Source organism: Phycisphaerales bacterium, assembly GCA_016716475.1.
In the GTDB taxonomy this organism is placed as follows: Bacteria; Planctomycetota; Phycisphaerae; order UBA1845; family Fen-1342; genus JADJWG01.
In genome coordinates this window covers 852,290-876,597 of the sequence record JADJWG010000004.1, presented here as the reverse complement: position 1 = coordinate 876,597, position 24,308 = coordinate 852,290, and the positions used below count along the sequence as shown (strand labels likewise).

17 protein-coding genes are annotated in these 24,308 nt (G+C 65.2%); 7 read left to right on the top strand and 10 right to left on the bottom strand.

Features of this window, described 5'->3' with window-relative positions:
• Positions 1-8 precede the first annotated feature (8 nt).
• Positions 9-1,526: a PKD domain-containing protein gene (locus IPM18_17615; protein MBK9121400.1), complete on the bottom strand. Its 1,518-nt coding sequence runs from the start codon at positions 1,524-1,526 to the stop codon at positions 9-11.
• A 935-nt stretch (positions 1,527-2,461) separates the two neighbouring features.
• Between IPM18_17615 and IPM18_17610 the strand changes: the two genes are divergently transcribed.
• On the top strand, positions 2,462-3,310 hold the full coding sequence (locus IPM18_17610) for a phytanoyl-CoA dioxygenase family protein (GenBank protein MBK9121399.1): 849 nt from the start codon (positions 2,462-2,464) through the stop codon (positions 3,308-3,310).
• Between the two features lie 87 nt (positions 3,311-3,397).
• Here IPM18_17610 and IPM18_17605 read toward each other — a convergent pair whose 3' ends face one another.
• The 5 genes from IPM18_17605 to IPM18_17585 form a co-directional block, all read right to left on the bottom strand.
• Positions 3,398-4,492: a hypothetical protein gene (locus IPM18_17605; GenBank protein ID MBK9121398.1), complete on the bottom strand. Its 1,095-nt coding sequence runs from the start codon at positions 4,490-4,492 to the stop codon at positions 3,398-3,400.
• A 506-nt stretch (positions 4,493-4,998) separates the two neighbouring features.
• Entirely contained in the window at positions 4,999-6,216 is a 1,218-nt protein-coding gene (locus tag IPM18_17600) for a carbohydrate kinase family protein (GenBank protein MBK9121397.1), read from the bottom strand.
• Between the two features lie 441 nt (positions 6,217-6,657).
• Entirely contained in the window at positions 6,658-6,957 is a 300-nt protein-coding gene (locus tag IPM18_17595) for a hypothetical protein (GenBank protein ID MBK9121396.1), read from the bottom strand.
• Complete coding sequence (locus IPM18_17590) at positions 6,954-7,805, bottom strand: hypothetical protein (protein MBK9121395.1); 852 nt, start codon at positions 7,803-7,805, stop codon at positions 6,954-6,956. Before IPM18_17590 ends, IPM18_17595 begins: the two co-directional genes overlap by 4 nt.
• A gap of 135 nt (positions 7,806-7,940) precedes the next feature.
• On the bottom strand, positions 7,941-9,071 hold the full coding sequence (locus tag IPM18_17585) for a hypothetical protein (GenBank protein MBK9121394.1): 1,131 nt from the start codon (positions 9,069-9,071) through the stop codon (positions 7,941-7,943).
• A gap of 248 nt (positions 9,072-9,319) precedes the next feature.
• Here IPM18_17585 and IPM18_17580 point away from each other — a divergent pair, with 248 nt between their 5' ends.
• Both IPM18_17580 and IPM18_17575 read left to right on the top strand, forming a co-directional pair.
• Complete coding sequence (locus IPM18_17580; protein MBK9121393.1) at positions 9,320-9,553, top strand: hypothetical protein; 234 nt, start codon at positions 9,320-9,322, stop codon at positions 9,551-9,553.
• A 25-nt stretch (positions 9,554-9,578) separates the two neighbouring features.
• Positions 9,579-10,622: a methyltransferase gene (locus tag IPM18_17575; protein MBK9121392.1), complete on the top strand. Its 1,044-nt coding sequence runs from the start codon at positions 9,579-9,581 to the stop codon at positions 10,620-10,622.
• 21 nt (positions 10,623-10,643) lie between these two features.
• Here IPM18_17575 and IPM18_17570 read toward each other — a convergent pair whose 3' ends face one another.
• Both IPM18_17570 and IPM18_17565 read right to left on the bottom strand, forming a co-directional pair.
• Positions 10,644-13,256, bottom strand: a complete 2,613-nt coding sequence (locus IPM18_17570) for a beta-galactosidase (protein ID MBK9121391.1) — start codon at positions 13,254-13,256, stop codon at positions 10,644-10,646.
• Positions 13,257-13,376: 120 nt separating this feature from the next.
• Positions 13,377-14,150 carry a PEP-CTERM sorting domain-containing protein gene (locus IPM18_17565; GenBank protein ID MBK9121390.1) on the bottom strand — a complete coding sequence of 258 codons (774 nt, stop codon included), beginning with the start codon at positions 14,148-14,150 and terminating at the stop codon, positions 13,377-13,379.
• 299 nt (positions 14,151-14,449) lie between these two features.
• Here IPM18_17565 and IPM18_17560 point away from each other — a divergent pair, with 299 nt between their 5' ends.
• Positions 14,450-15,514, top strand: a complete 1,065-nt coding sequence (locus IPM18_17560; GenBank protein MBK9121389.1) for a hypothetical protein — start codon at positions 14,450-14,452, stop codon at positions 15,512-15,514.
• On the opposite strand, the gene IPM18_17555 is transcribed toward IPM18_17560, so the two are convergent.
• On the bottom strand, positions 15,433-17,208 hold the full coding sequence (locus IPM18_17555) for a glycosyltransferase (protein MBK9121388.1): 1,776 nt from the start codon (positions 17,206-17,208) through the stop codon (positions 15,433-15,435). The genes IPM18_17560 and IPM18_17555 overlap by 82 nt on opposite strands.
• 403 nt (positions 17,209-17,611) lie before the next feature.
• Positions 17,612-18,733: a hypothetical protein gene (locus IPM18_17550; GenBank protein MBK9121387.1), complete on the bottom strand. Its 1,122-nt coding sequence runs from the start codon at positions 18,731-18,733 to the stop codon at positions 17,612-17,614.
• A gap of 271 nt (positions 18,734-19,004) precedes the next feature.
• On the opposite strand from IPM18_17550, the gene IPM18_17545 reads away from it, so the two are divergent.
• The 3 genes from IPM18_17545 (at position 19,005) to IPM18_17535 (ending at position 24,195) form a co-directional block, all read left to right on the top strand.
• Positions 19,005-19,610, top strand: coding sequence for a response regulator (locus IPM18_17545; protein ID MBK9121386.1), 606 nt, complete (start codon positions 19,005-19,007; stop codon positions 19,608-19,610).
• Between the two features lie 153 nt (positions 19,611-19,763).
• The gene (locus tag IPM18_17540; GenBank protein ID MBK9121385.1) at positions 19,764-21,020 is read left to right on the top strand and encodes an efflux RND transporter periplasmic adaptor subunit; all 1,257 of its coding nucleotides are present in this window, start codon (positions 19,764-19,766) and stop codon (positions 21,018-21,020) included.
• Between the two features lie 19 nt (positions 21,021-21,039).
• Entirely contained in the window at positions 21,040-24,195 is a 3,156-nt protein-coding gene (locus tag IPM18_17535; GenBank protein ID MBK9121384.1) for an efflux RND transporter permease subunit, read from the top strand.
• Positions 24,196-24,308 lie beyond the last annotated feature (113 nt).

Genomic DNA, 24,308 nt, shown 5'->3' with positions numbered 1-24,308 from the left:
GTTCGGGCTTACTCGCCGTGGGGGCCTGTGAGGTGCGCGAACAGCAGCGCGACATCCGCGTGATCAGTGCTACCGTCGCGATTCAGATCGGCCGCATTCCGCAGCAGCGGCGGACCGTCATACGCAAAGACATCGACCTCCTTGAGAATGGGCGCGACATAGGCGCGGGGCTGGCCGTCGACATCCTCGGGTTCACTGGCGTCCCACGGATCCCAGAAGACCCCCGGGGGATCGACGGTCGAAACACCGTAGAAGACCAGTCGCAGGGCTGCAACCCGGGTCGCGAGCGGCCCGAGACCGTCAGGCACGACCTCGGTGAGCCCGGCGCTGAACTGACCGCTGTTCACCTGCCCAAAGCCGCCGGTCGCGACACCCATCACGAGCGGTAGCCAGCCCGGCGTGCCCGCCGTTGCGACCCAGACGTCGTAGTACTGGAAAACGCGGCCATCGGCGTTGGCGCTGAATACGCGGAGTGCCCCCAGGTCCACGGCGGGCTCAAAGTCGTAGCGTACCTGCAGCGCCGGCCGGGAGTAGTCGGCGAGCACCGCCTGCGCGCCGCTGCCGGCGATGCCGTCCGTCAAACTTGTCAAACCGCCCTGCTCGCCGCCCGGCGTAGCCGCGTGAAAACCTCCGGCCTCGCGCGTGCCGAGCCGCCCATGCAGAAGATCGCTCGCAGAGATCGCCTGCGGCAGTGCCGCGAGAGTCGGAGCGAGCGTATGCGTAGCGACCGGGGCCGGCGGTGGGGCATCCTCACAGGCGCAGCCGTCGGGAATCGTGGGCTCCGCGCCGTTGTAGCACAGTGCGAAGCTCGCCACATCGTGCAGATCGGCCGCACCGTTGCCATCCAGGTCGGCAATGCTGCCTACTCGCACATAGGCCGGGCGGGTGAGCGTATCTGCGCCGCCGGGGCCGGTGACGGTCAAGGTGACGTCGTAGTTGCCCGGTACGTTGTAGGTGTACGTGGGATGAGCGTCGGTGCTTGTGGCTCCATCGCCGAAGTCCCACAGGTGGCTATCGATCAGCCCCACAGCTTCATGCCGAAACACGACCGGCAGCGGCGCTGCCCCGACCAGGGGCGTGGCGGTGAAATCCGCCACGGGAGCGTTCACCTGGCCACACTGGGCCGCGAAGGCATAGTACGCCAGTTTCGGGTTCCCGAGACTGTACGTGAGACCCCACCCGCCATCACCGTCGTTCCACTGGTACCAATAGGCCGCCACCACGTCCGGCTGCGCCCGCAGCCAGTCGTAGGTGGTCGTCAGGTTCTCGGCCTGCAAAGCCGCACTGACGGCCTGCGTGTTCCAGCCGAACTCGGTAACCATGATGGGCGTCGTGTCGCCGTACCAGCTCTTCCAGAAGCGCACGTTCTGGAAGTACGCCGCGAGGCGGGACGTCAGCAGCGCTTCGCCTTGTTGAATGTAGAAGTGGTAACCGAAGTAATCCCACGGGTAGCGCCGCCCGGAGTGCAACTCGAACGCATTCCAGATGTCCGACTGCCCATAGACGGCGTTCATGTAGTCCGGCATGGCCGAATTCACACCGCCGCCGATGTCGTGGGCGAAGAGCCCGCCCGTGACCAGCGCGATCCCCTGCTGCTCGAAGAAGTCCGCGCCGCCACCCGCGAGGCAGCGCTTGTAGGTTTCGGCGAGGATGTTCGCATAGATCCGCGGCCAGATGTAATAGCAACCCGCGTTGAGCGGGTTCGAGCCCGGCGGAACCGACCAGCAGTTGGGCTCGTTCCAGATTTCGAAGAGCTTGACGTCGTCCTTGTAGCGGTTGATGAGGAGCCAGGCGGTCTCAGCGAAGGCGTAGACATAGGGGTTCAGGCCCGTCGTGTTGTAGTTCTCGTTCCATTGGGCCTGCGTGCCGGGCAGCGATTCATACGCAATGATGCCGAGCACCTGGAGGTTGCGCGCCCGGGCGGCGGCGATGATCGCGTCGTACTTGGCGAGGTGCTGCGGGGTCCACGTCGCGTGACCATCGATGCGGAAGTTGACGCGCACGGCACGACAACCGGCCCCGGCGATATCGGCAGCGAGCGCATCGTCGAGCAGGATGGAGCCGTTCCAGATCGGCGCCCCGGCATTCACGCCGGCAAAGGGGAGGTCGGCGCTGGCACAGGCAGCGAGCAGCGGGAGAACCACGCAGAGCCGGAAGTTACGCAGAGCACCACTTCGCGAGGTACGGCACAGTTGGGCATCCGGCATCGGTGGGTCTCTCCCGGTCGGGCAGAGCACCTACCCGCCGCGGGCACGACGCGCAGGGGCTCAAGCAGGCCTATCGCCTTATCTTACACTTTCGGCGGTGGGTATGCCCGTACTGCAATCGAGCGCCGGCCGCCGGCGTGGTACCGCCCTACGGATCACACTTGCGTTCAGTATGGCGCCCACATGGCACCCCCGCCGAGGCCGCGGCATAATGCGCGACGGCTGTTCGGTATTCCCCTGCGTGAGGTCTCGCCGTGATGGTTCAAGAGCACTTGTTGCCCGGCGCCGCGGATGTGCGCTTCTTCCACGAAAATGGCTTCTGGCTCGCCCCGCGCGTGCTCAACGACGGCGCGCTCGAGCGGCTACGCGCCGCGATGGACGATGTCTATGCCGGCCGCTTCGAAACCGGCAGACCGCCGTGGGCCGGCGGCTGGCAGGACACCGGCGACCCGACCAGCATCCGCAAGACCGATAATGCGCACTGGGCGAACCTCACCCTGCGAGACCTCGCTCTCAACGCGACCATTGGAGCGATGGCAGCGCGACTCATGGGCACGCCCGAGGTTCGCCTGTGGCACGACCAGTTGCTCTACAAGCCGGGTCAGGGCCCCGCGGCGGCCGCAAGCCAGGCCGGCAATGTCGGCTGGCATCAGGATCATGGTTACTGGCGCTGCACGCAGCCGGACCTGATCACCGCGTGGGTGGCGTTCGATGATGTGACCACGCAGAACGGGTGCATGCTGGTCGTGCCGGGCAGCCACCGCTGGGGGCTGCTGCCGGAAAGCGACTTCTTCAACACCGATATCGAAGCGGTCCGCGCACGACTCGCCGCTCGAACGGGGCACGCGTTCAAGCCGGTGCCGTGCGAGCTGCCGGCCGGTGCGGTGTCATTCCACCACTGCCTGACCGTGCATGCCAGCGGGCCCAACCTGACCCCGCGACCGCGAAGGTCGCTGGTGCTGCACCTGCTGCCGGAACACGCGACATACGTGGCCGGATCGCCGGACGATAACCATATGAACGCGATCCTGATGCGCAAACAGGGGCAGCAGCACGGCGCTGCATTCGCGGGCGAGTTGTGGCCGGCGCTGTACCGGGCCTAGGCGGGGTGCGGCCGGAGATTGCACGAACGCAGGAGACGTGGGCCACGACGTTCACCAACCCGGCTGCCGTCTGCACGGTCGCCGTGGTCAGGCCGCGCCGGTGATGAAGCGGGTGTCGCAGGCGATGCGGACCGCGTTGCCGCCGGTGTCCTCGATTCGTACGCCACCGGGAACGGCTGAGATGTCGCGCACGCGACCGAAGCCGAAAGGCACAGGAGCAACGCCGAACAGATAGCGCACCACGAGCGGCTCGTCCGGCGAGAGCGTCACGTGCGTCGCAATCCCGCGTTGCGCCAGCGGGTTGAGGTCGCACGAGGCGCGGTAGCCGAGGTTGAAGTTGGCCGTCACCTGCTCGATGCCGAGCACGTTGCGGTGCCGCCCGTTCCATGGGGCATAGCGCCGCCCGCCTTGGCTCATCCACAGGACGGTGCTGGCGAGCGTGCGCGGATCGGAGAGGTCGAACCAGACCCAGCCCTCTTCCGGCGCCACCGCGGCCGACCACTTGAGCGCGGCGGCCGGATCGGCCGCAAAAAGTACGAGATCTTCATGGGCGGGGAGCGCAGGATATTCTCGCAAGTCGGCAATGGCGCCGTCGGCGAGCCGCACCGTGGCGAGATCGGAAATCTCCTGCGGGTACTTCAGCAGCGACACACCGCGGCCGGGATCAGCTTCGAGCGGTTTCGGCGCAGTGCCGCCCCAGATGCGCGGCGACAGCGAGACGCGTAGCGGCTCCGGCGCCCTCAGCATGGCATGGTGGCCGATCGGCAGCGGTCCGCGTCCGCCGACAAAGGTGTGCTCCTGGTAGATCACCGTGTGACCCGGCAACAGGTGGATCCGTTTGGTGAGCTCCGCGCCGGCGATCGGGCGCGTGAGCACGGCCGTAAGCTGTGTTTCGCTGTGCGCCAGCGCCTGCCACGCGGCATTCGCGGAGGCCCCGTGGATCCAGGTGGAGCCGGGTTCGAGGTCATCAGAATCACCGAACGGTGCGCAGAAGAAATCCCCGCGCAACAGCCGGAGCACCGTCGGCGTATCGGGGGTCAGATCGGCCTCGTCCGTCCACGGGGCCGTGTGCAGCGGCCGGACAGCGCGCATGGGCGTATGAAATATCACATCGTCGAAATGCCCGCCCTCGGCGGTCACAGCGAGTTCTACGGCGTCATTGCGCAGCTTCCAGCATTGCATCGGTGTGTCTCCAGTCACGAAATTGGCGGACGGATGAGCGTTACAGATCACATGCGCCGAGTCTACTACGGACCGGATGAAATGTGGTCCCGAATGCCAAGTGGAAGCAAGGCGCCGCACTCGGGGCAGCGTGGGCTGTGAAGTCCCCTCATGGGGTAGCCGCAGCGCAGGCACAAGCGTCTCTGAAAGCGGTACTGCCGACGGGCCCTCCGCCAGGCATCGCGACCCCACGAAAGGCCGAGGAACATGATACCCGTGCCGACCAGTACCAGCATGGTATCGTCCCATGTCTCGGCCGAAACGGCGCCGAACAAGAACAGAGCAAGTCCCACGAGCCCGACCACGACCGCAGATCCGATTTCCAGCGTTGGCTCATACAGTGGGTGCCTGCGAAAGCCCATACGGCACGTCCCTTTGGTCTCTGAAGCTCAGGATCCAGGGCTGTTGCCGACTCGGTTAGCCTAGCGCGTGAACGCACTCGTCCAGGAACGCGGGTCGCTCATCGCTTACGCACCACGGTCGCGTGGTCCGAGCCACAGGCCAGCGGCTTCAGCGCGGCGCCAGTTCTGGCCTTCGATCCACGAATCGAGCCATGGCAGGTCCGACCGTTGGGCCATGGCCCACGTTTCCTGCCATGACCGAATACCCGACACCGCATCTAACGCTGCGAGATTCTGGCAACCCACGCACGCGGCGACACGCAGGCACTCTGACACCGGATGCCCGCGCAACAAGGCCGTGAGAAAGCCCGCAATCGAGGCGTCCCCGGCGCCGGTGGCACTGGCGATCCGCTCGGGCCGGATCGCGGTCTGCCAGCACTCGCGTTCGGCCCAGCCCGCGGCCGCATTCGGACGCGCCGCGCCGAAGCGTGAGAGCGTGGCCGCCGTGCTGCTGCGCAGGTAGAGCCCGTGGTGGCCGGTCTTGAGTACGACGATGCCAGCGCCGAGTTCGAGGAAGCGCCCGGCGAGGGTGGCGCACTCCGCGGCGGCGACCTGGTCGAGCAGTTCGCTGCCGTACGCCTGCTTGCGCGCAAGAAACGTGTCGCGTTCCAGGGCAAACCAGGCCTCTTCCAGACTCGGGAGGAAGAGGTCCACATAGGGTAGCACGCCCGCGAGGATGCGCTCCCAGGGCGCGCGGCCGGCGGGACTGTGCGGGTCAGGGACGGCGAGATCGAGCGAGGTGGTGGCACCGACGGCCTTTGCCTGCCGGAAGATTTCCACCAGCTCGCGGCCCTCATCAGAGTAGAGTCGCTGCATCAGTGGTGGGTAACCAAAGTGGAACAGGCGCGCTTGTGCGACGAGGTCGTAGTCAACATCCATTTGGCCGAAAGTGTCGTTTGCACCGGGGCAGTGCAGGAACATGCGGTCGATGCCCGGCGGCGCGAGCACAACCGTGTAGGAGCTGCAAGCGTCGGGTGTGCTGCGGATACCGACGGCACTGCCGGCCTCGCCGAGCAGGGCACGGATGATACCGGCGTAGGCATCATCGCCGACCTTCGCGTTGAACGCGACACGACAGCCCAACCGTACGGCTGCGAGGCCGGTGTTGGAGACGGCACCGCCGGTGCTGAGCGTGCAGGGGCCAACGCTGAGGAGCGCGCCCGGGCGAAAGAGCTCTTCGACACGGCGCGCGCCACTGTCCGGCAGCAACGGAATGATGTCGAGGCAGAGATGCCCTGCAACGACCAGATCAAAGGGGCGGTCGGCTGAAGTTGCCTGCGACACGAGCCATCCTCCCGGCACGACGCAAGGTGCGCCCCCCCCGCACGCGGGGGGTTCAGGACGAGCGCAAACTACCGGTCGGTCTGCGTAGGGGCAAGCGGCAACCCATCCATAACCACGAGGATGCCGTAGCCGGAGGGATCGATCCAGTTGCGCTCCCCGCCGTTCCACGCGAGGCGGCGGCGGATGTGGCTCGTTACGATAGCGGAATGCTGCTGCTGGCCGAGATCGGCGACAGAATGCCGACCATCGCATGCACCCCGGTCGTCGCGTGCGTGATCGGGCTCATCTCGCTCGGCCTCGGCTTGGCTGGTGCTATTGCGATGCCCGTCATCGTCTTCTACGACTGGGCCTCTGGTGCGAGTTGCGCGAGCGGGGCTTCGGGCGACTCGCCCTCGACGAACTCGGCTGGGGCTGAGTTGTTTGACCTGTGTGCCTCTGGTATCAGCCTGTCAGGGGTACAAACAAGCGAGGTAACCCGAGCTCGGCGGCGATGAAAAGGCCGATGGTGCCGAGCGCGTGTGCGACATACGCACGGAAGAGACCGCGCGAGCTCGCCTTTCTGGCTGCAATTGCGCCGTAGATGCACAGCGGAAGCTGCACGATTAGCACCCCCAACGCCAAGTATGCCGCTTCCATCACACTGCTGTACGACGCCACCATCCAACGGGACACGATGAGTGGGACAGCCAGTGCATCGGTAACAAGAAGGACCGCAAGCGGCCAGTAGCGCGGTCGCGTCATTTGATCTTCACTCCGGCCGCCTTCGCCTGGCTTCTCATCCAGAAAAACGCGTTATTGTTGAACTTGTTGGCACCGATATCGCCGTGGGTCGTCCCGGAACCGTCCTTGCGCCAGAACAGCGTTTGTGGGAATACCGGAGCCGTCGGGAACTTCGTCCACTCCCAGGTGCTGGTTGACGTCTTCACAGCATGTGATATCACGAGCGCGTTTGGCGGGTTTGACATCGCCCAATTTGGAATGCCTGGACTCTGGTCAACGGCGTCAAAGAGCCCCAGCCAATCAACGATTGGGTAAACTTGGTTACCACAGACTTTGCAGCCCTCGCGGTTTAGCTTGTGCGCTACCCATATTGCGACGCTGGCACCACGACTCCATCCGACGAGGTTGATCGTGATGGTCGCGCACTTCTTCGCCGCATTCTGCAAATCCCTGCAAATCTGGTCATGCACGCCGCGCGCGATCCCGACTGAGTCCATTCCCGTCAAACCGTAGCTCGGTCCGTTCCAGTAGTACTTGGTTTCTCTGGTCAAACGGTATATCCACTCCGTATTGGTTCCCTGCCCCCACGAGGCCCACGTCCCATCGATGGCGTATAGATTGAGCCCAAACGGGTCAATCGCATCAGTCGGCCGGTTAAGAACGTAGGCGTAGAGATGCACTTCCGTCTGAAGATCGGCGAACTCGCTCAGTGGATTTAGGAACGCTCGCCCGTCGCGCTCACGCATCACGATCGAGCCAAGCTCGCAATACGGATCGCGCCAGAGAAATCTCCCTAAGCCCGCCGTGTAGTACGCTTGCGCCGCGTCCACGAGCAGAATCGGAGCGACCAGGCCCAGCAGCAACGTCAAGTTGTTTCGGCATCGCATGGCAAATCCTCTCAAAGAGCCGCCGTCTTCTTCGGGACGGCCAGCTCATGGATCTCATGGTCCCTTCGGCACGCCTTGCTGGGGCGGCTTCGGAATCACCGGCTCGGAGCGCCCGCCTTACATCGGCAGGAAAGGCGTCGTGTCGTCGTCGGCCAGCGAACGCTTCTTGAAGCGCCCGAAGGCCTGTCGCTGCATGTTCAGTACGTCGAACGTATAGGCCAGTAACTGGTCCTTCTCGCGGTTCGGCATCGGCGTGGCTTCAATGGCGGTCATGGCCGCCAGGCGCGGCATGACCACCTTCGGCTTCAGCCGGTGCGCAGCCGCGTACGTCTCGCTCGCCTCAGGGAAGCGGCCGTGTTCGTGCAGGCAGACACCGCGAAGTTCGAGGAACAGCGATAGCTCTTCCTGCGGCGTCAGCGAGTTGAGGAACTCGCCGGAAGCGAGCATCCTGTCCGTGAGTGGGTGCGGCCAGGTGCGGTAGAAGTCGTCGGTCGGGTAATCGACGCCGCCGTTGCCGGCGCCATCGATGTTGAAGCGTTCCTTGCCATCGTCCCAGCGCATGAACACGTGCTCGCGGGCCAACGCGCGCTTGATCGGGTAGCCCAGTCGCCGAGCGATCGCGGTGTACATGACCGGCATCGACGCACACGTGCCGCCGTTGTCGCTGCCGATCATGCCATGCAGAAAGATGTCTTTCGAATTGCGGTAGTCGGGATCACGGACGCGCGCCAAGTTGTAATGTACGCCGCAATCTTCCTGAAGCACCTGGACGATGAACTCGGCCCGCAGGCGGGCCTCGGAATGCTGGTAATGGTCGGCGTACTTCGGATCGTTGACGCGGTAGAGGTGCCGCTCGGTCTCAAACGCAACCTTCGCGGCCCACTCGTCGAGCTGCCTGAGCATCGCTGGGATGTGCATTCCCTCGGTGCCGGGCAGGTCCTTCGCGCAGAGCAGGTTCATCAGCGCGAAGTCGGTCTGCGCCAGCTCGTCCGGCGTCATCTTCAGCAGGTCGTAATGCGAAGTCGGGATTGCACCGGCGCGCCACGGCCGCTCGTAGTCGAACTTCGGGGTAACTATGCTGCCGTATGCGGGTTTGGTGGGCTTTGGCTTCAGGCGATCAGGCAGAACGAACCCAGCGGCGGCGAGGGCGGCACCACAGGCGAACACCGCGCCGTAGCGAACGACGCCCCGCCAGCGGCCGTTGCCGGGCGGCGAGACCGGCGGCGACTGGGCGGGCGGCTTGGGCAACCCGCCGTGATCGTTCCGGTTCCTGCGCCGTGGACGGGACATGCTCCTTATTGTCCCCCGCGGCCCGGCCGCGTCAAAAGGATATCGGCTCGCCGGAAGTCCTGTTTCCGGCACATGTTAGGACCGGCGATCAGGGCATCTCCCGCACCTCGCCCCGTCCCCAGGTGAACGGAATCTCTTTCTGACGGGTAAATCCCGCGTCCTCCGGGTTCCACGCCAAGCCTTCACCGTGCCGGATGGGGAAGTCAATGAACTCCGTTGATCGGACGCGCGCAGCGCTCGAAGACTTCGAACTTGACCTCGTTGCGTGCTGCTCCGACGCGTGGTGCGATGTCGCCGACTGCGGGGTCCGGTTGGAATACGCCGCCGATGCCCCTCCGCGCGCCCTGCGCCCGCGGTACATTGTGGGGGTCGGCTGCAAGCTGCCCCCCGGAACGCCGCCGGAAAACGTACGGGCACTGGTGGCTGTCGCCCGCGAGTAACCGCCTGCATGAGGGAGTACCTTGCATGTCCACCCTGACGCCCCGCGAACTGGTGCAGCGCACACTGCGCTTCGAGTCCACCCCCCGCGTACCGCGACAGGTGTGGGCCGGACCATTGGCGGCAAAGGCCTACCCGGACGAGTTGGCGGCCCTGCGGCGTGACTTCCCCGACGACATCCACGGACCCGAGATTCACCTGCCACCCGTCGACTGCGTGCGCGGCGATCCGGAGGAGGTCGGCACTTACGTCGACGAGTGGGGCTGCGCTTTCGTCACGTTGCAGCAGCACGTGATGGGCGAGGTCCGCGACCCGCTCGTCAAGAGCTACACGGGCGACCTCGACAAGGTCCGGCCGCCGTGGGCATGGGTGGAGATCAACCCCGACCCGGTGAACCGGTCGTGCGCGGCGTCGGATGGGTTCATGGCGGCACTCGCGCCGATCCGCCCATTCGAGCGGATGCAGTTCCTGCGAGGTACGGAGAACCTGCTGAAGGACATCGCCCGCCGGCCGGCCGGTTTCTTCACGCTGCGGGAGCGCGTCCACGAGTGGGCCTGTGCGCTGCTGACGCATTGGGTGCAGACGGATATCGACGGGATCGTATGGTATGACGACTGGGGCACCCAGCAGAACCTGCTGATCCGCCCGCAGGTTTGGCGTGAGCTGTTCAAGCCGCTCTATGCGGACTACGTGCAGATCATCCACGACGCCGGCAAGTTCGCGTTCATGCACAGCGATGGCCACATCTTCGACATCTACGAAGACCTGATCGAGATCGGCATCGACGCCATCAACAGCCAGCTCTTCTGCATGGACATCGAGGAGATCGGGCGGCGTTTCCGGGGGCGCATCACTTTCTGGGGTGAGATCGACCGGCAGCGCCTGCTCGCGTTCGGCACGGCGGATGAAACGCGTGCGGCTGTGCAGCGCGTCGCGCAGGCGCTCTACCGTGGGCACGGCGGCGTCATCGCGCAGTGCGAATTCGGTCCCGGTTGCCGGCCGGACACCGTGCGGGCCGTATTCGAAAAGTGGGACCGTATCGGTACCGGATCCTCTGACGTACGGGGCTGAGGGCGAGCGGCAAGCCGGCGCTTACTCGTCCGGGCGCAGCCATAGCCACGCGAAATGTTCCGGCTGTTTGCCCATCCCGATACCGGGTGTGAGTTCCTGCCACCCGGCGCGGCCGGCGCCGTCGTTGTCGTTCACGAGGAACGAGAAGCCGAGCACCGTGTCCGGTTCCAGCTTCAGCACGGAGACGAGCAGGTCGGCGGGAACATGGACTTCGTAGGTCAGGATGCCGCCCGCTTCGTCCACCTTCACAGCACATTGCAGCCGGTCGGAGAGGTCCTCGGCCGGCCAGCCGGGCGGGCACGCGCCGAGGTAACACCAGGTCGGACCACCCCCGTTGGCCCCGACCTCAATCTCGAGATCGTTGCCGTCGTAGGGCGTGGCGGGCTGCGCGTCGCTGCCCAAGTCGAGCCCGATCTGCACCGAATCCCAGTCCCAGACATGACGCGATTGGGGCAGGACAAGGACGTCGTCGCGCACCTCGGCCGCGAACCACAGGCCACGCTCGTCCCACGCAAGCCATGCCGTTACGCTCAGGTCGTCCGGCCCCGGCGGATCGTCGGCGTTGACGTACTCCCAACGCATCATCTCCGGCCGAATCTGCGGCGGGCGGGCGCGCCACTCGGAGAGATCGCCGTCGACCCGCACCGCCCCCGGCGCTGGCGGACACGCGATCAGGCGCTTCTCGGCCGCGACAGTGTACCGCTCCTCCTCGATCTCGAGTTGCAGCGTCACCGATGCAGGCAACCCGGCCTCGAACGCGGTCAAGTCGAGCGGCACACCGGTTCGCACCGCCGCGCCGGGTGTAAGTTCGATCTCGTGCTGCGTGGCAACCGCCCGCCCATCAAGCTCGACCCACAGCCGGCCGGTGGCCGGCTTAGCGCCGGCATACTCGACGAAGGCCGGAACCGCCGGGGCGGTCGCATCGAGCTGTGGAAAGCGATCAAAGCCAAAACGCACGGGCGGCAGGACTTCGAGCTCGCGATACCCGCGAACGATCAGGGCATCCACCCCGCCGAGTGGAGCAAGCTCCCACCACACCTCGTGCCGGCCCGGCTCGAAGCCCAGCGTGTTCAGCGAGACTCGATTCGTACCGGGCGCCGGCACAACGAGGCGCGCGATCTCGACCGAACTCTCGCGATCGTCGGGATCGCCCGTGCCGATCCGGAACGACACACCCTGCGGCGGCACCACGTCGAGCGTGACCTGCAACGGGGTTGCCAGATCGCGAGGTGTCGTACTGCGGAGCGGATCGTCCCAGCGCACCGCGGTTGCGGATTGCCGAATCGTCTCGCCGGGCGCGAGGATGTACAGCGGCTCGCGGCCCACCTCTATCTCGTACACGCCGCTGTCGGACCGCTCGATGCGCCATCCGCCGTGCAGATCCTGCAGCAGGACAACGGGGACGCCGAGCACGAGGCAGGCAGGAGCGCGCGGCGCGCTCCAATCACGCCACACGACCAGCGTGTCGGCGCTGCCGCCGGAAAACCCCTCGGGCGCGCCGAACAGGATGCCGGTGACTCCTGGCGCCGGCCGAAAGATACCCTGCGCCCGCAGCATTCCCACTCGCGCTGCCATCACCTGGTAGGCCCGCAGCGCAAGCTTCGGCGTGTAGTCGGTGCGCGTCAGCCCGCGATACACGCTGCGGTCAGCGGAATTCGGATCGTCCGTCCAGTCTGCCACCGTAAGCTGAAACGTCCGCTCGATCCCCAGCCCCAGCAGCCCGAGTGAGTAGCGCATCAGGCGCGCGGCCTGGTCTTCCTCGGAGAGCCCGACCGGCCCTGTGTAGAAGCCGTTCTCCGTATGCCAGATCGGCTTCTCGGCGTCCCCGTTCGCGGCCATGATTTCGCGCAGCCGCTTCAGCGCAGGCCACTCGGTGTCGAGGTCGGCGTGCTGGTTGTAGTTGTGGTAGCTGAGCACATCGAAGTGGCCAGCGGCGCCATGGGCGTACATTCCCGCAACGAACGCCGCATCCGGACCGGCGGTCACCCCACCCACCACCACGCAATTCGGGTCCGCCTCTTTCGCCGCGCGGTAGGCAACCTTCAGCAGTTCCGCATAGAGTGCCGGGTCCGGCCGCGGGGACCAGAATGGCTGAATGTTCGGCTCGTTCCAGATTTCCCAGGCGTGAATCCGCCCACGATAGCGTTTGACCATCTCATGCACGTAAACACCGAAGGCCGCGCGCTCTTCCGGCGTGGTCGGGCTGTCACCGCCACCCCACGCGGAACCGTAGCAGAGAATGGCAAGCACATTCACGCCGGCCCGCTCGTAGCTTTCGACCGCGCGGTCGAAGTTCGCCCACTCCCACCTTCCCGGCTGCGGCTCGACCTGCGCCCACCAGAAGTCCTGCCGCACCCACCGGGCACCGCTGTCGCGGATGATGCGCAGGCGGGCGGTCCCCTCTTCCCAGAGATGCGGCTTGCCCTCGGCGACCCAGTGGGAGTAGCTTGGCCCGTGGATGCCGAAGGGGCTGAGCCGGCGCTGCTCGAAGTCAAGGTCCATCGTCCGGGGTGGTCCGAACGGCGGCCATCCCGCGACTACGACGCAGCCCGGCAGGGACACCGTCGCCATCAAGAGCAAGCTGGTGTGAATCCAAGTCGCGTTCGCGCGCCACGAGATTCGGCTGTGCATCATCGGTCCTCCCACGGGCACGCAGAGAGTGTGCGGCCGCGTAGGAGACCCTAAAGAAAAACCGCGGGGTGGACAAGCCATCCCGCGGTCTGAATTGGAACGCTCCCTACCGTCACGTACCTTCTAGCGGCGGCGAATAGCCAGCGCACCCACCAGCGTGAGGAGCAGCAGACCGGCCGGTTCCGGCACCTCAACCACGTCGATCTCCCAGATCAGCGGAGAGACGAACGCGGCGGTCAGGCCATCATCAACACCCGTGAACGGATTGACGCCATCGAACGGATCACGCATCTGGCCGCCGGTGTTGTCAACCGCGTACAGTTCGAAGATCAGGTTCGTGGCGCCGGCCAGCAGCGTCGGGCTGGCGTCGTCGTAAATCGTGACGAGGGTCGAGGCCCAATTGTTGCCACCGCCTGAATTCAGCGTGCCGGACGGATCCGACTGGAAATAGCCCAGCAGATCCCAGCTCTGGCCGTCATTGTTCGAATAGCGGATGACCGTGGTCGAGAATACACGGCCGTCGCGGCCGGCGTTGCCCGAGAGAATGCGGATCTCGGCGAGGTCCGCGGCGGCGAAGTCGTAACGGATGAGCTTGGCGGGGGTGCCGACGCCCGGGAAGTCGTTGAGCAGACCTGTGAGGCCGGAGCCCAGCAGGCCCGCGCCGTCCGTCAGGGCCGGCAACTGGTCGGCAGGATTCGAGTTGGCCGGGTGCCAACCGAGATCGCCGGGCAGTTCCGTGCCAATCATGCCGGCGATGATGTCATTCGCGGCAATCTGTGCGTCGAGGCCATTGACGGCCGTGCTGTGTTGCGTCGAGTGGGTGATGGCAGCGGTGGCCGAAAAGGCGAACAGTAGTGCGGCACAACCGGCCCCTAGTCTCAGCGAGTGTCGATACATTCTTCTCCTCCAAGGCGTAAAGATGGTGAGCAGACGTGAAATCCCGTAACCGTCAAGCACAAGTATAACGGGGGCCCGGGCGGTAATACCAGCGTTTCGCTAAATCGGCAGGTGAATCTGATGTGCCATCCGTCAATTATTCGGACATTGTAGGGTGAGCATCGGAGGATACTCCGACTTGCAGTCAGCGCACCGCGCGAAGTATACTGAAACCAGCCGTGGTACGTTCGCCGCGATGCGGCGGGGGACGGCAGCCACGATCAAATCCCGCAACTTTGGAGAACAGGAGCGAAACCCACATGAAGCGACTGGCGCTGCTTTGTTTACCGCTGGTGGTGGGCGCGGCACAAGCCGACGTCAACCCTTACTTCAAATGGGAACTCGCACCCACCTTTGCCCAATTGTCGCATCCACCGAGCAGCACCGATCTCGTGCAGGGCTTCGCGACGACCACCGAATCGGGCATCCTTTCAAACCAGATCCTGAACGAAAGCGCCTACCCGTTCAACTTCGGCATCATCGACGCCACCAACGAAGTGTACTCGATGCTGATGAATCAAGGTTCTGCGCCGTGCCTTTACGATCAGTTTCCGGGTATCGGCCAGGCGAGCGACGGCTTCTACTGCTGCCCGTCGTTTGCCGGCGGCCACCCGGGCGTGTTCGTGGACGGTTTGGCGAATGGACCGCTCGACGGCATTCTGCGGGACTTCGCACGGGCCTCCCTGGTCGTGCGCTTCGGGTTCACGACTCCGACCAACATCGGGTACCTGCGTGTGCTCGGTGGTAACTTCCTCAATCTCGACGGTCGGGTGTTTCAGCACTATGACGTATGGGCTTCGACCGATGGTCTCGGCGACCTTGGCACCTACACCTTGGTGGCGGCCAGCGTGCGGACGGGCGAATTCGGCCAGCTCTTCAACACCGGGCTGTGGGCGGGCAGTCTGACCGAACTACACAACTTTGATAGCAAGTACCTCGTTCAGGGCTGCACCGATCTGCGGATCGTCTTCTATTGCGTCAGCAATACCCAGGGTGCCTTCCGCGACCCGTGGAACGGCGCGGCGAACGAGACCGATGCCGCCTATCTTTCGTGCGACATGGATCCCGAGGACGTGGACGGGCTCCGCAAGGCAATCGAAGCTCCCATCATCCGCGAGATCGATGTGTTCCCGCCGGGTGTTGGCACGCCGTGGGGCGATATCGACTACAACGGCAAGCGCGACATGATCGACGCGGCCGCATTCCAGGTTTGCGCGAGCGCAGACCTCACCACCGGCGGCTGCTACCGCTTCGACCTGGATGAAGACGACTTCTTGACGGGTGCTGATGTGACGCTCTTCGGTGCCCTGATGACGGGGCTGTAAGCTGGCGACCATTTCGAAAATACCAGGAGAGGTGAGACCCCCGGGTGGCCACAAGGAAGTGGGCCATCCGGGGAGTTTTTTTCACCTGACTGCGCGGGTACTGCCCGGTACCGGGGATCCACCGGAAGGCGGCGGAACCCTACCCCGTGGCGAGTCCGCCCGGCTGGAGTGGCGCCGTCGCAGGTATCCGCTTCGGTTTTCCACGAATGGAACGTGGCCGTGACTGCCAGCCCATCAGCAGGAGCCCCGTGGCATACAGAAGCAGGAAGATGCTGCCGGGGCCGTCGAAGTCGACGAACACGCACCACTGTGCAAAGCAGAAGGTGCCGACCAAGAGCTCGAGAATCCACAGCTTGCTCTGCAGGCCCCGGTAGCGCCCGCGCGGTCGGCTGTGCCCCTGGCTGCCGGACTTCGGCGTGCGGACAAACTCCCCTCCGCGCTGCACGAGACCAGTCGCGACTGCCACGGCATTGTTGACGGTCAGCCCCAGCCCCAGCAGGAGCAACTTGACGATCTCCGCAAAGCCGGGTGTGCGCCCACCCAGGGCCCGACGGGCATAGATGTGGACAATCACGGGTGCCAAGCGCCGCACCGAGGAAAACCAAACCTACCGAGTTCAGCCAAATCGGCCAGGGCTCGTCAAACAGCATCATCGGCAGCAGCGGCAGCAACCGCCCCAGTAGTGCCACGCACAACATCGGCAGGTAGATGCCGTACTGGAGGAGGTGCAGTGTCCCCTCGACCTTGGCGGCGAGCGGGAGTTGCGAACGCCACACCGCCGGCAACAGCTTGCGGGCGGTCTGGATCGTCCCCACGGCCCAGCGCCGCTGCTGACTCTTGACCGCATCGGCATCGGCGGGCAATTCAGCCGGAGAAACCTCATCCGCACAATAAATCATGCGCCAACCTGCAAGTTGCGCGCGGTACGACAAATCGAGGTCTTCCGTGATGGTGTCGCCGCTCCAACCACCGACGGCGGGGTCATCAATCGCGGCACGACGCCACATGCCTCCCGTGCCATTGAAGCCCATGAGCAGCCCGTTCCAACCGCGGGCGCCCTGCTCAATGGCGAAGAGGTTGTCCAGACTCAGTGCGAGGCCGGAGGTAATCCAGGTCTCCTGCGCGTTGAGGTGGCCCCAGCGACCCTGGACCGCACACGCCCGCGGGTCCGAAACCAACAACGGCACCATCCGACGCAGGAAACCACGATCGGGTACGAAATCCGCATCGAAGACTGCTACGAACTCCCCACGCGCGGTCAGCAACCCATGGGCGAGCGCTCCGGCCTTGTAGTCCGTGCGCTGCGGGCGACGAACGACAACGACGTGGTAACCATGCGACTGCAACTCGGCAACGACGTGATCCACAACCTGGCGCGTGCCGTCGGTGCTGTCGTCGAGCACCTGCACTTCATGCCGACCATGGGGGTAGTCCATCCTGGCGGCCGCCTCGATGATGCGGCGGGCAACGTTGATTTCGTTGTAGAGGGGGATCTGGGTCGTGACCAGCGGCCACTGTTCATCCGGCACGGACTGCTGGTAGTGCGCAATGCAGGCCTGCTGTTCAGCCCGTACCGACGCACGGCGCCGATGGGCCAGGTACAGAAGCAGGTACATGTGGAAGCCGTACAGACTAGGTACGGCTACCAGCAGCGCGAAGAATACGACACATAGGATGGCGACAAGAGTTTCCAAGGAAGCGCCTCAGACATGGCTCCCCCCAAGACGGTGCGGGAAAGGAGCCGAACGGCGACACGACGCGCACCACGAACGAAAAAGCTTTTTTAGGCCCCGGTGGCCGTGTATGTCAACAAACTCGTGTCCACGCGTTACCGGACGCGGCCGTCAGTACCCGAAACCGGTACGTGCCTTATTCACGCAGTCCGGGGGGGCAGTCGATGACCCGGACAGGGCTGAGGGTCCCCGCCCACTCCGTGCGGGCAGCCCGGCTTGGAGGGTCCGAGCGACGGCGAGCTCGGGCCCTCTCCTTTTTCCCGCGCTGGGCGATCGCGATCGCAGCCGGACGGCATGATTTCTGGTCCCGGCCGTTGCCAGTGCGTCGACCCGTGACAATCACACTCCTGTGTTTCCACAGGTATCAGCGCTGGCTCTGCTCGGTGCGCCTTGCACTTCCAGCGGCACGCTCGCCCGCAGGGGCCTCACCACCGGTCTCGCGTGACTTCTCGCGCTCTTCGGCTTTCGCACGTTGCGCGCGTGTCGGCAAGCGTTCCAGCCGGTCCTTGAAGCGCGCGAAATAACCGTCAATCGGCTCGCGGACCTTCTCGAGGTCTTTGCCGATGCGCTCCTTCGCCTCGGGTGAGTCCGCCGCGCTCAATCGTTCCTGCAGACGCTGGATATCGCCGGCCTTGATGCGTAGATACGAGTCGCGTGAGCGCTTGGCGTCCTCGAGAAAACTCAGTGCACGATTCGCCTGGGCCTGGTCCAGCTCGTACCGCTGGATGAAATCCTCGACATACTTGTCCCATTCATCCTTTGCCCCGCCGGGCGTGGCCGGCCGCACGTTCCGGTCCTCCGGTGTGGGTCCCGCGCCCGGCGCCGCGCCGGCATAGACCTGCGCACGCGCTTCGGACTCGGGCAGGCCCTCTTCGACGAGTTGTGCGACGCGCTGCTCACGCTCCAGTTCGCGGCGGCGTTCCCGTTCCGTCTCGCGGAACTGCGGGCTGCGGACCCACTCCGTATCGGGGTCATAGCCGCCATCCGCCCAGATCTCCATGCGCTGCTGGGCCATGTTCATGCCAACCCGCACCGCGGCCATCTGTCCGTTCAGGATTACCACTTGGTCATCCGTCATGAACGTCTTGAACTCTTCCGCCGACTCCTCCATCAGGACATTGAATTCTTCGAAGAGCGGGATGACGCGCTGCGACCAGGCGGCGACCTGATCAGGCGTCGGCGGCTCGTCCGCAATGAGGCCCTCGAAGTAATCATTCATCAGGGTCTGCATCTCAGCCCGGTTGGCCTGCATCCAAGCCGGAAATTTGGACTTGATCACTTCGCGCGTCAGCCAGACCTGGTCTTCGGTCAGGTCGTAGACCTTGGCCATCTCCTCCGTCATGCGGTTGATGCCGAAATCGATCATGCGCGGTGTCGGCCAGAAGCCCGCCGCGGGGACCTCCGAGGCGCGCTCCTGGCTCCACGCAACACCTCCGCCTGCGCTGAGCAACGTCAGCGCCACGATCCCACGATGGATAACTCTCATGTCCTGCCAACCTCCGCGCTGCACCGAACCAAGCCCCGGAGGGCGCCGGCGAATCGGCTCAGCGACCGCTCTGCACATACACCCCGCCGACCGCATTACCTTGCACACTATCGCACTCTGGCCGCGCATTTTCCAGTTGTCCAGCGCAGGCCCGTCACCACCGACAACCCTTGACAACTTCGCACATTCAAACCGCAGCGGAACTCACGCTGCAAGAGCCCGGTCCGCCCGGCCCCTTGGCTTGTGACCCGGCAGACCGGAGAATGGCACCATGACACGCTTGCTGCCCCTGCGCGCATTGGTGCTGGACGACGAGGAAGCCGTCGGGCGGCGGCTGGGTGAATGGCTGCGCATCGCCGCCTGCGACGCTGTAACGTTCACCGAGCCGGCGGCGGCACTCGCCCACGTGGCACAGGCGCCGCCCCACCTCGCATTCGTGGATCTGCGACTGCCGGGACTCGCGGGGGCCGAGGTGATCGCGCAACTGCGGATCCGCGCGCCGGGCGTGCGGATCATCGCACTCTGCGGCTTCCCCGAAACCGCAGAGGTCATCACCGCGGTGCGGGCGGGCGCCCGTGATGTGCTGGAAAAGCCGGTTCAACAGCCCGCCCTGCTCGCCGCCGTGGAGCGCGCCCTCGCCGAAGACGGCTTGCACATCCGCACCGAGGAGGAGTTCAACCAGCGCCTCGGCGCGCGGTTGCGGCTGCTACGCAGCGAGACGCAACGCACCCTCGCCGATGTAGCCGGCGCCGCTGACCTCACTGCCGCCCAGCTCTCACAAATCGAAAACGGTCGGAGCGGGACGACCGCCTGGGGGCTGGCGCGCATCTGCGGCGCACTTCGCCTGCCATTGGACACGGCCCTGCGGGGACTCTGATGAACGCGGGCGGTATGAGCGGTCCTGTCCCCTGTCCAAGCGGTCCGGCGCTGGTACCATACGCAACCGCACGGGGGGTCACCGGGAGATCCGTCTCCTGCTGAACGAGTCACATGGACCTACCCGCGGCGCAGAATTGGTGAGGCCCCGCTGATGTGGATGCTCAGGATCTTGCGCAGTGCATACGCCCACGGCCGGCGATGCCTTGGCCGTACGCTACCGGCCGTGTTCTTCTCCCTGCCCCTCTTGCTGGCAAGCTGCGAACGTCCGGCAGCACCACCCGCGGCAAGACCACCGGTCGAGGTGACTGTCAGTCACCCGCTGGTGCAGACGATGACGGAGACGCTCGAGTTCACGGGCACGACCGCCCCTGCGGCCATGGTGGAGGTCCGGGCGCGGGTGTCCGGTTTTCTGGAAGCCGTGCGGTTCGAGCCGCGTGACCGGGTCGCGGCCGGCCAGGTGCTCTTCGAGATTGACGCGCGGCCCTTCGCAGCCGAGCGCGACAAGGCGGCGGCCAGCGTGGCCGCACTGAATGCCGAGTTTGCGAAAGCGGAAAGCGACCGCGCGAAGGTTGAGGAGTTGTTCGAGCGTGGCGTCACGAGCTCGGACGAGCTTACAACCGCCCGCACTCGCTCCGCGGCGCTCCAGGCGCAAATCGCGGGAGCGGAGGCCGCGCTGGCGGAGGCCGAGCTGCGGCTGAATTGGTGCCGGGTTGAGGCGCCGATCACGGGGCGCATCAGCCGCAACCTGCTCGACCCCGGCAATCTGGTCACCGCGGACGCCACCGTGCTCGCCACGATCGTTAACGACGACGTGATTTACGCGTATTTCGATGCGAGTGAGATCGATGTGCTGCGGCTCCGCGAAGCCGCGCGCACCGGTCGCCTCACCAGCCCTGCTGAGGGCCCGCAACCCGAGATCCGCGCGCTGCAATGGCCCGTGCATCTCGGTGTCATGACGGACACCGGCTACCCCCACACGGGCGTACTGGATTACAGCGCCCCGGCCCTCGATCCGGGCACGGGGACCGTGCAGGTACGCGGCCGCTTCGACAATATGGATGGGGTCCTGATGGCCGGCCTGTTTGTCCGGGTGCAGGTGCCGGCGAGTGCGCCGTTCGATGCCTTGCTCGTCGCGGAACGGGCCCTGGGTTTCGATCAGGGGCAGCGCTTTGCCCTGGTTGTGAATGCGCAGAACATCGTGGAGTATCGCCCGGTGGAGGTCGGCTCCCTGCGGGATGGACTGCGCGTGATCCGGGCTGGGCTCCGCCCGGACGAGCAGGTGATCGTCAACGGGCTGCAGCGCGTGCGGCCGGGCGTAACGGTGCAGCCGATTCACGGACCGATGCCGGCTGACCCTGCTGCGGCACCCACTTCGCCCGTCCCCGCCACGGCGCCCTCCGCGTCCTGAGTCCAGGAGTACGGCCGTGTTGTCGCGCTTCTTCATCGATCGCCCGATCTTCGCATCGGTTCCATCCATCCTCATCACACTGATGGGCCTGGCGGCGGTCTTTACGCTACCGGTGACGCAGTATCCGGAGATTACGCCGCCGACCGTGAGTGTCGCGTGCAGCTACCCCGGGGCCAGCGCCGAGGTAGTGGCCGAAACCATCGCGGCGCCCATCGAACAGCAGGTGAATGGCGTCGAGAACATGCTCTACATGTCGTCGCAGTGTGCGAACGACGGCAACTACACGCTGAATGTGACCTTTGCGCTGGGCACCAACCTGGATATGGCGCAGGTGCTGGTCCAGAACCGGGTAGCCCAGGCCCTGCCGAGCTTGCCGGACCTGGTCAAGCAGGCCGGCGTCACTACGCGAAAGCGGTCACCCAGCATCATGCTGGTCGTGAACCTGATCTCACCGGAGGGGCGGTACGACCAGCTCTACCTCAGCAACTACGCCACGATCCAGATCCGGGATGAGCTCGCCCGTATCGAGGGCGTTGGTGATGTGGTCCTGTTCGGTCAACAGGACTACAGCATGCGGATCTGGCTGGATCCTGAACGGTTGGCGGCCCGCGGACTGACCACCGTGGACGTGGTTAACGCGGTGCGCGAACAGAACATCCAGGTGGCGGCCGGCCAGATCGGCCAGCCGCCCGCACCGCCGGATCAGGAGTTCCAGTATGTCCTGCGGACCCTGGGGCGGCTCGCGGATGCGGAGCAGTTCGGCGAAATCATCCTCAAGGTGGGGGCCCGCCAGGAGACCGTCCGACTGCGAGATGTGGCCCGGATCGAGCGCGGTGCCAAGAGCCAGGATCAGACCTGCCGGCTCGATGGCCGGCCGTCGACCGGTATCGCGATCTTTCAGATGCCCGGTTCCAATGCGCTTGAGACGTCCGCGCGCATCCGCGCGAAAATGGAGGAGCTGAAACAGGGCTTCCCGGAGGATCTGGACTACGCGATCGTGTATGACACGACGCCTTTCATCGCTGAATCCATCGGCGAAGTGTTCAAGGCCCTGAGGGACGCGGTCATCCTCGTGGGCCTGGTGGTCCTCGTTTTCCTGCAAAACTGGCGCGCCACGCTGATCCCGCTGGTCGCGGTGCCGGTGGCGATCATCGGCACCTTCGCGGTGATGGCGGGCATCGGCTACAGTCTCAACAACATCTCACTGTTCGGGTTGGTCCTCGCGATCGGCATCGTGGTTGATGATGCCATCGTCGTGGTCGAAGCGATCGAACAGCACCTCGAGCGGGGCAAGAGTGCGCGGCAGGCCGCACACGACGCCATGGCCGAAGTGTCGGGGCCGATCATCGCGATCTCGCTCGTACTCGTTGCAGTCTTCATCCCGTGTGCGTTCATCCCGGGCATCACCGGCGAGTTCTTCCGACAGTTCGCTGTCACCATCGCCGTCTCGACCATCTTCTCCGCGATCAACTCCCTGACGCTGAGCCCGGCGCTCGGTGCGCTGCTGCTGCGCGCCCACGGGACCAGGCGCGATCCGCTGACCACCCTGCTCGATCTGCTGCTGGGCTGGTTCTTTCGAATTTTCAACACCGGTTTCGGGTTCTCGACCGCGGTGTACACGGCCATCGTCGGGCGCCTGCTGCGGCTGAGTGTGGTCGTACTGCTGCTGTATGTGGGGCTTGGGTATCTCACGATCTGGAGCTTCAACCGGGTGCCGGGCGGCTTCATTCCAACGCAGGATAAGGGTTACCTGCTGGTGAACGTCCAGTTGCCGGACTCCGCCGCGGCTCGACGGACCGAGGAACTCATACCCCGGCTGGAGGCCATCGCGCGGGCTACCCCCGGCGTCGCCCACACACTCGCTATCACGGGACAGTCCTTTCTGCTCGGTGCGAACGGCCCGAACATGGCATCCATGTTCATCGTCCTGGACGACTTCCACCACCGGCAGGGTCCGGAACGCGGCGCGGACGCGATCGCCGCACAGTTGCGACTGCGCTACTTCCGCGAGATCCAGGAAGCGCAAGTCGCGGTCTTCGGGGCACCACCGGTTGACGGCCTCGGCAATGCCGGCGGTTTCAAGCTGATGGTACAGGACCGTGCGAATCTGGGCCTGACCGCCTTGCAGGAACAGGCGGCGAACCTGGCCGCGCAGGGCAACAGCAATTCCGATCTCGTCGGGCTGTTCTCCCCGTTCCGAGCCAACACGCCACAACTCTACGTCGATATCGATCGCACGAAGGCCAAACGTCTGGGCGTGCCGCTGAGCGACGTATTCAACACTTTGCAGGCCAACCTGGGCAGTCTGTACGTCAATGACTTCAACGAATTCGGCCGCACCTGGCAGGTCAAGATGCAGGCCGACGCCGGTTTTCGCCACACGGCAGAGGATGTGCGCCGCCTGCGGGTGCGGAATGCGGCGGGCGCAATGGTGCCACTGGGCACGCTCGCCTCAGTGCGGGACACCACCGGCCCCCTGCTGATCAACCGCTACAACATGTATCCTTCCGCCGCAATCCAGGGCGCCCCAGCGCCCGGTGTCAGCACGGGGGCTGCAATCCTGCGGATGGAACAGATCGCCCACAGTACCTTGCCGGCGGGCCTGACCTTCGAGTGGACGGAGATCACGCTGTTGCAGATCCTGGCGGGCAGCACCGCGCTGCTGGCATTCGCGGGCGCCGTGGTGTTCGTATTCCTGATCCTCGCCGGGCAATACGAGAGCTGGACCATGCCGTTGGCGGTGATACTCGTGGTACCGATGTGCATCCTGTCCTCGGTCACGGGCGTGGCGCTGGCCGGCCTGGACATCAACATCTTTACGCAGATTGGCTTCGTCGTACTGGTCGGACTGGCGAGCAAGAACGCGATTCTCATCGTGGAGTTCGCCCGTCAGCGCCGCACCGCCGGCGCGCCACGCTATGAAGCTACGCTCGAAGCGTGTCGGCTGCGTCTGCGCCCCATCCTGATGACCTCGTTCGCGTTCATCCTCGGTGTCGTGCCGCTGCTGCTGGCGAGTGGGGCTGGGGCAGAGATGCGCCGCACGCTTGGCACCGCCGTGTTCTCCGGCATGCTCGGAGTGACGGCATTCGGCATCCTGCTGACACCGGTCTTTTATTATGTGATCCAGTGGTTCGCCGACCGCGGCAGCGCCGACGCTGTGACGACGAAGCCATAGGTACCACCGTCGGCCCGCTCGCCGACGCGCCTGGCAGGCACTGTCGTACTGTCCTCCGACACCATTACAATCCGCGCAGACGCAACCCGACCATCCTCAAACTCGCCGCGGAG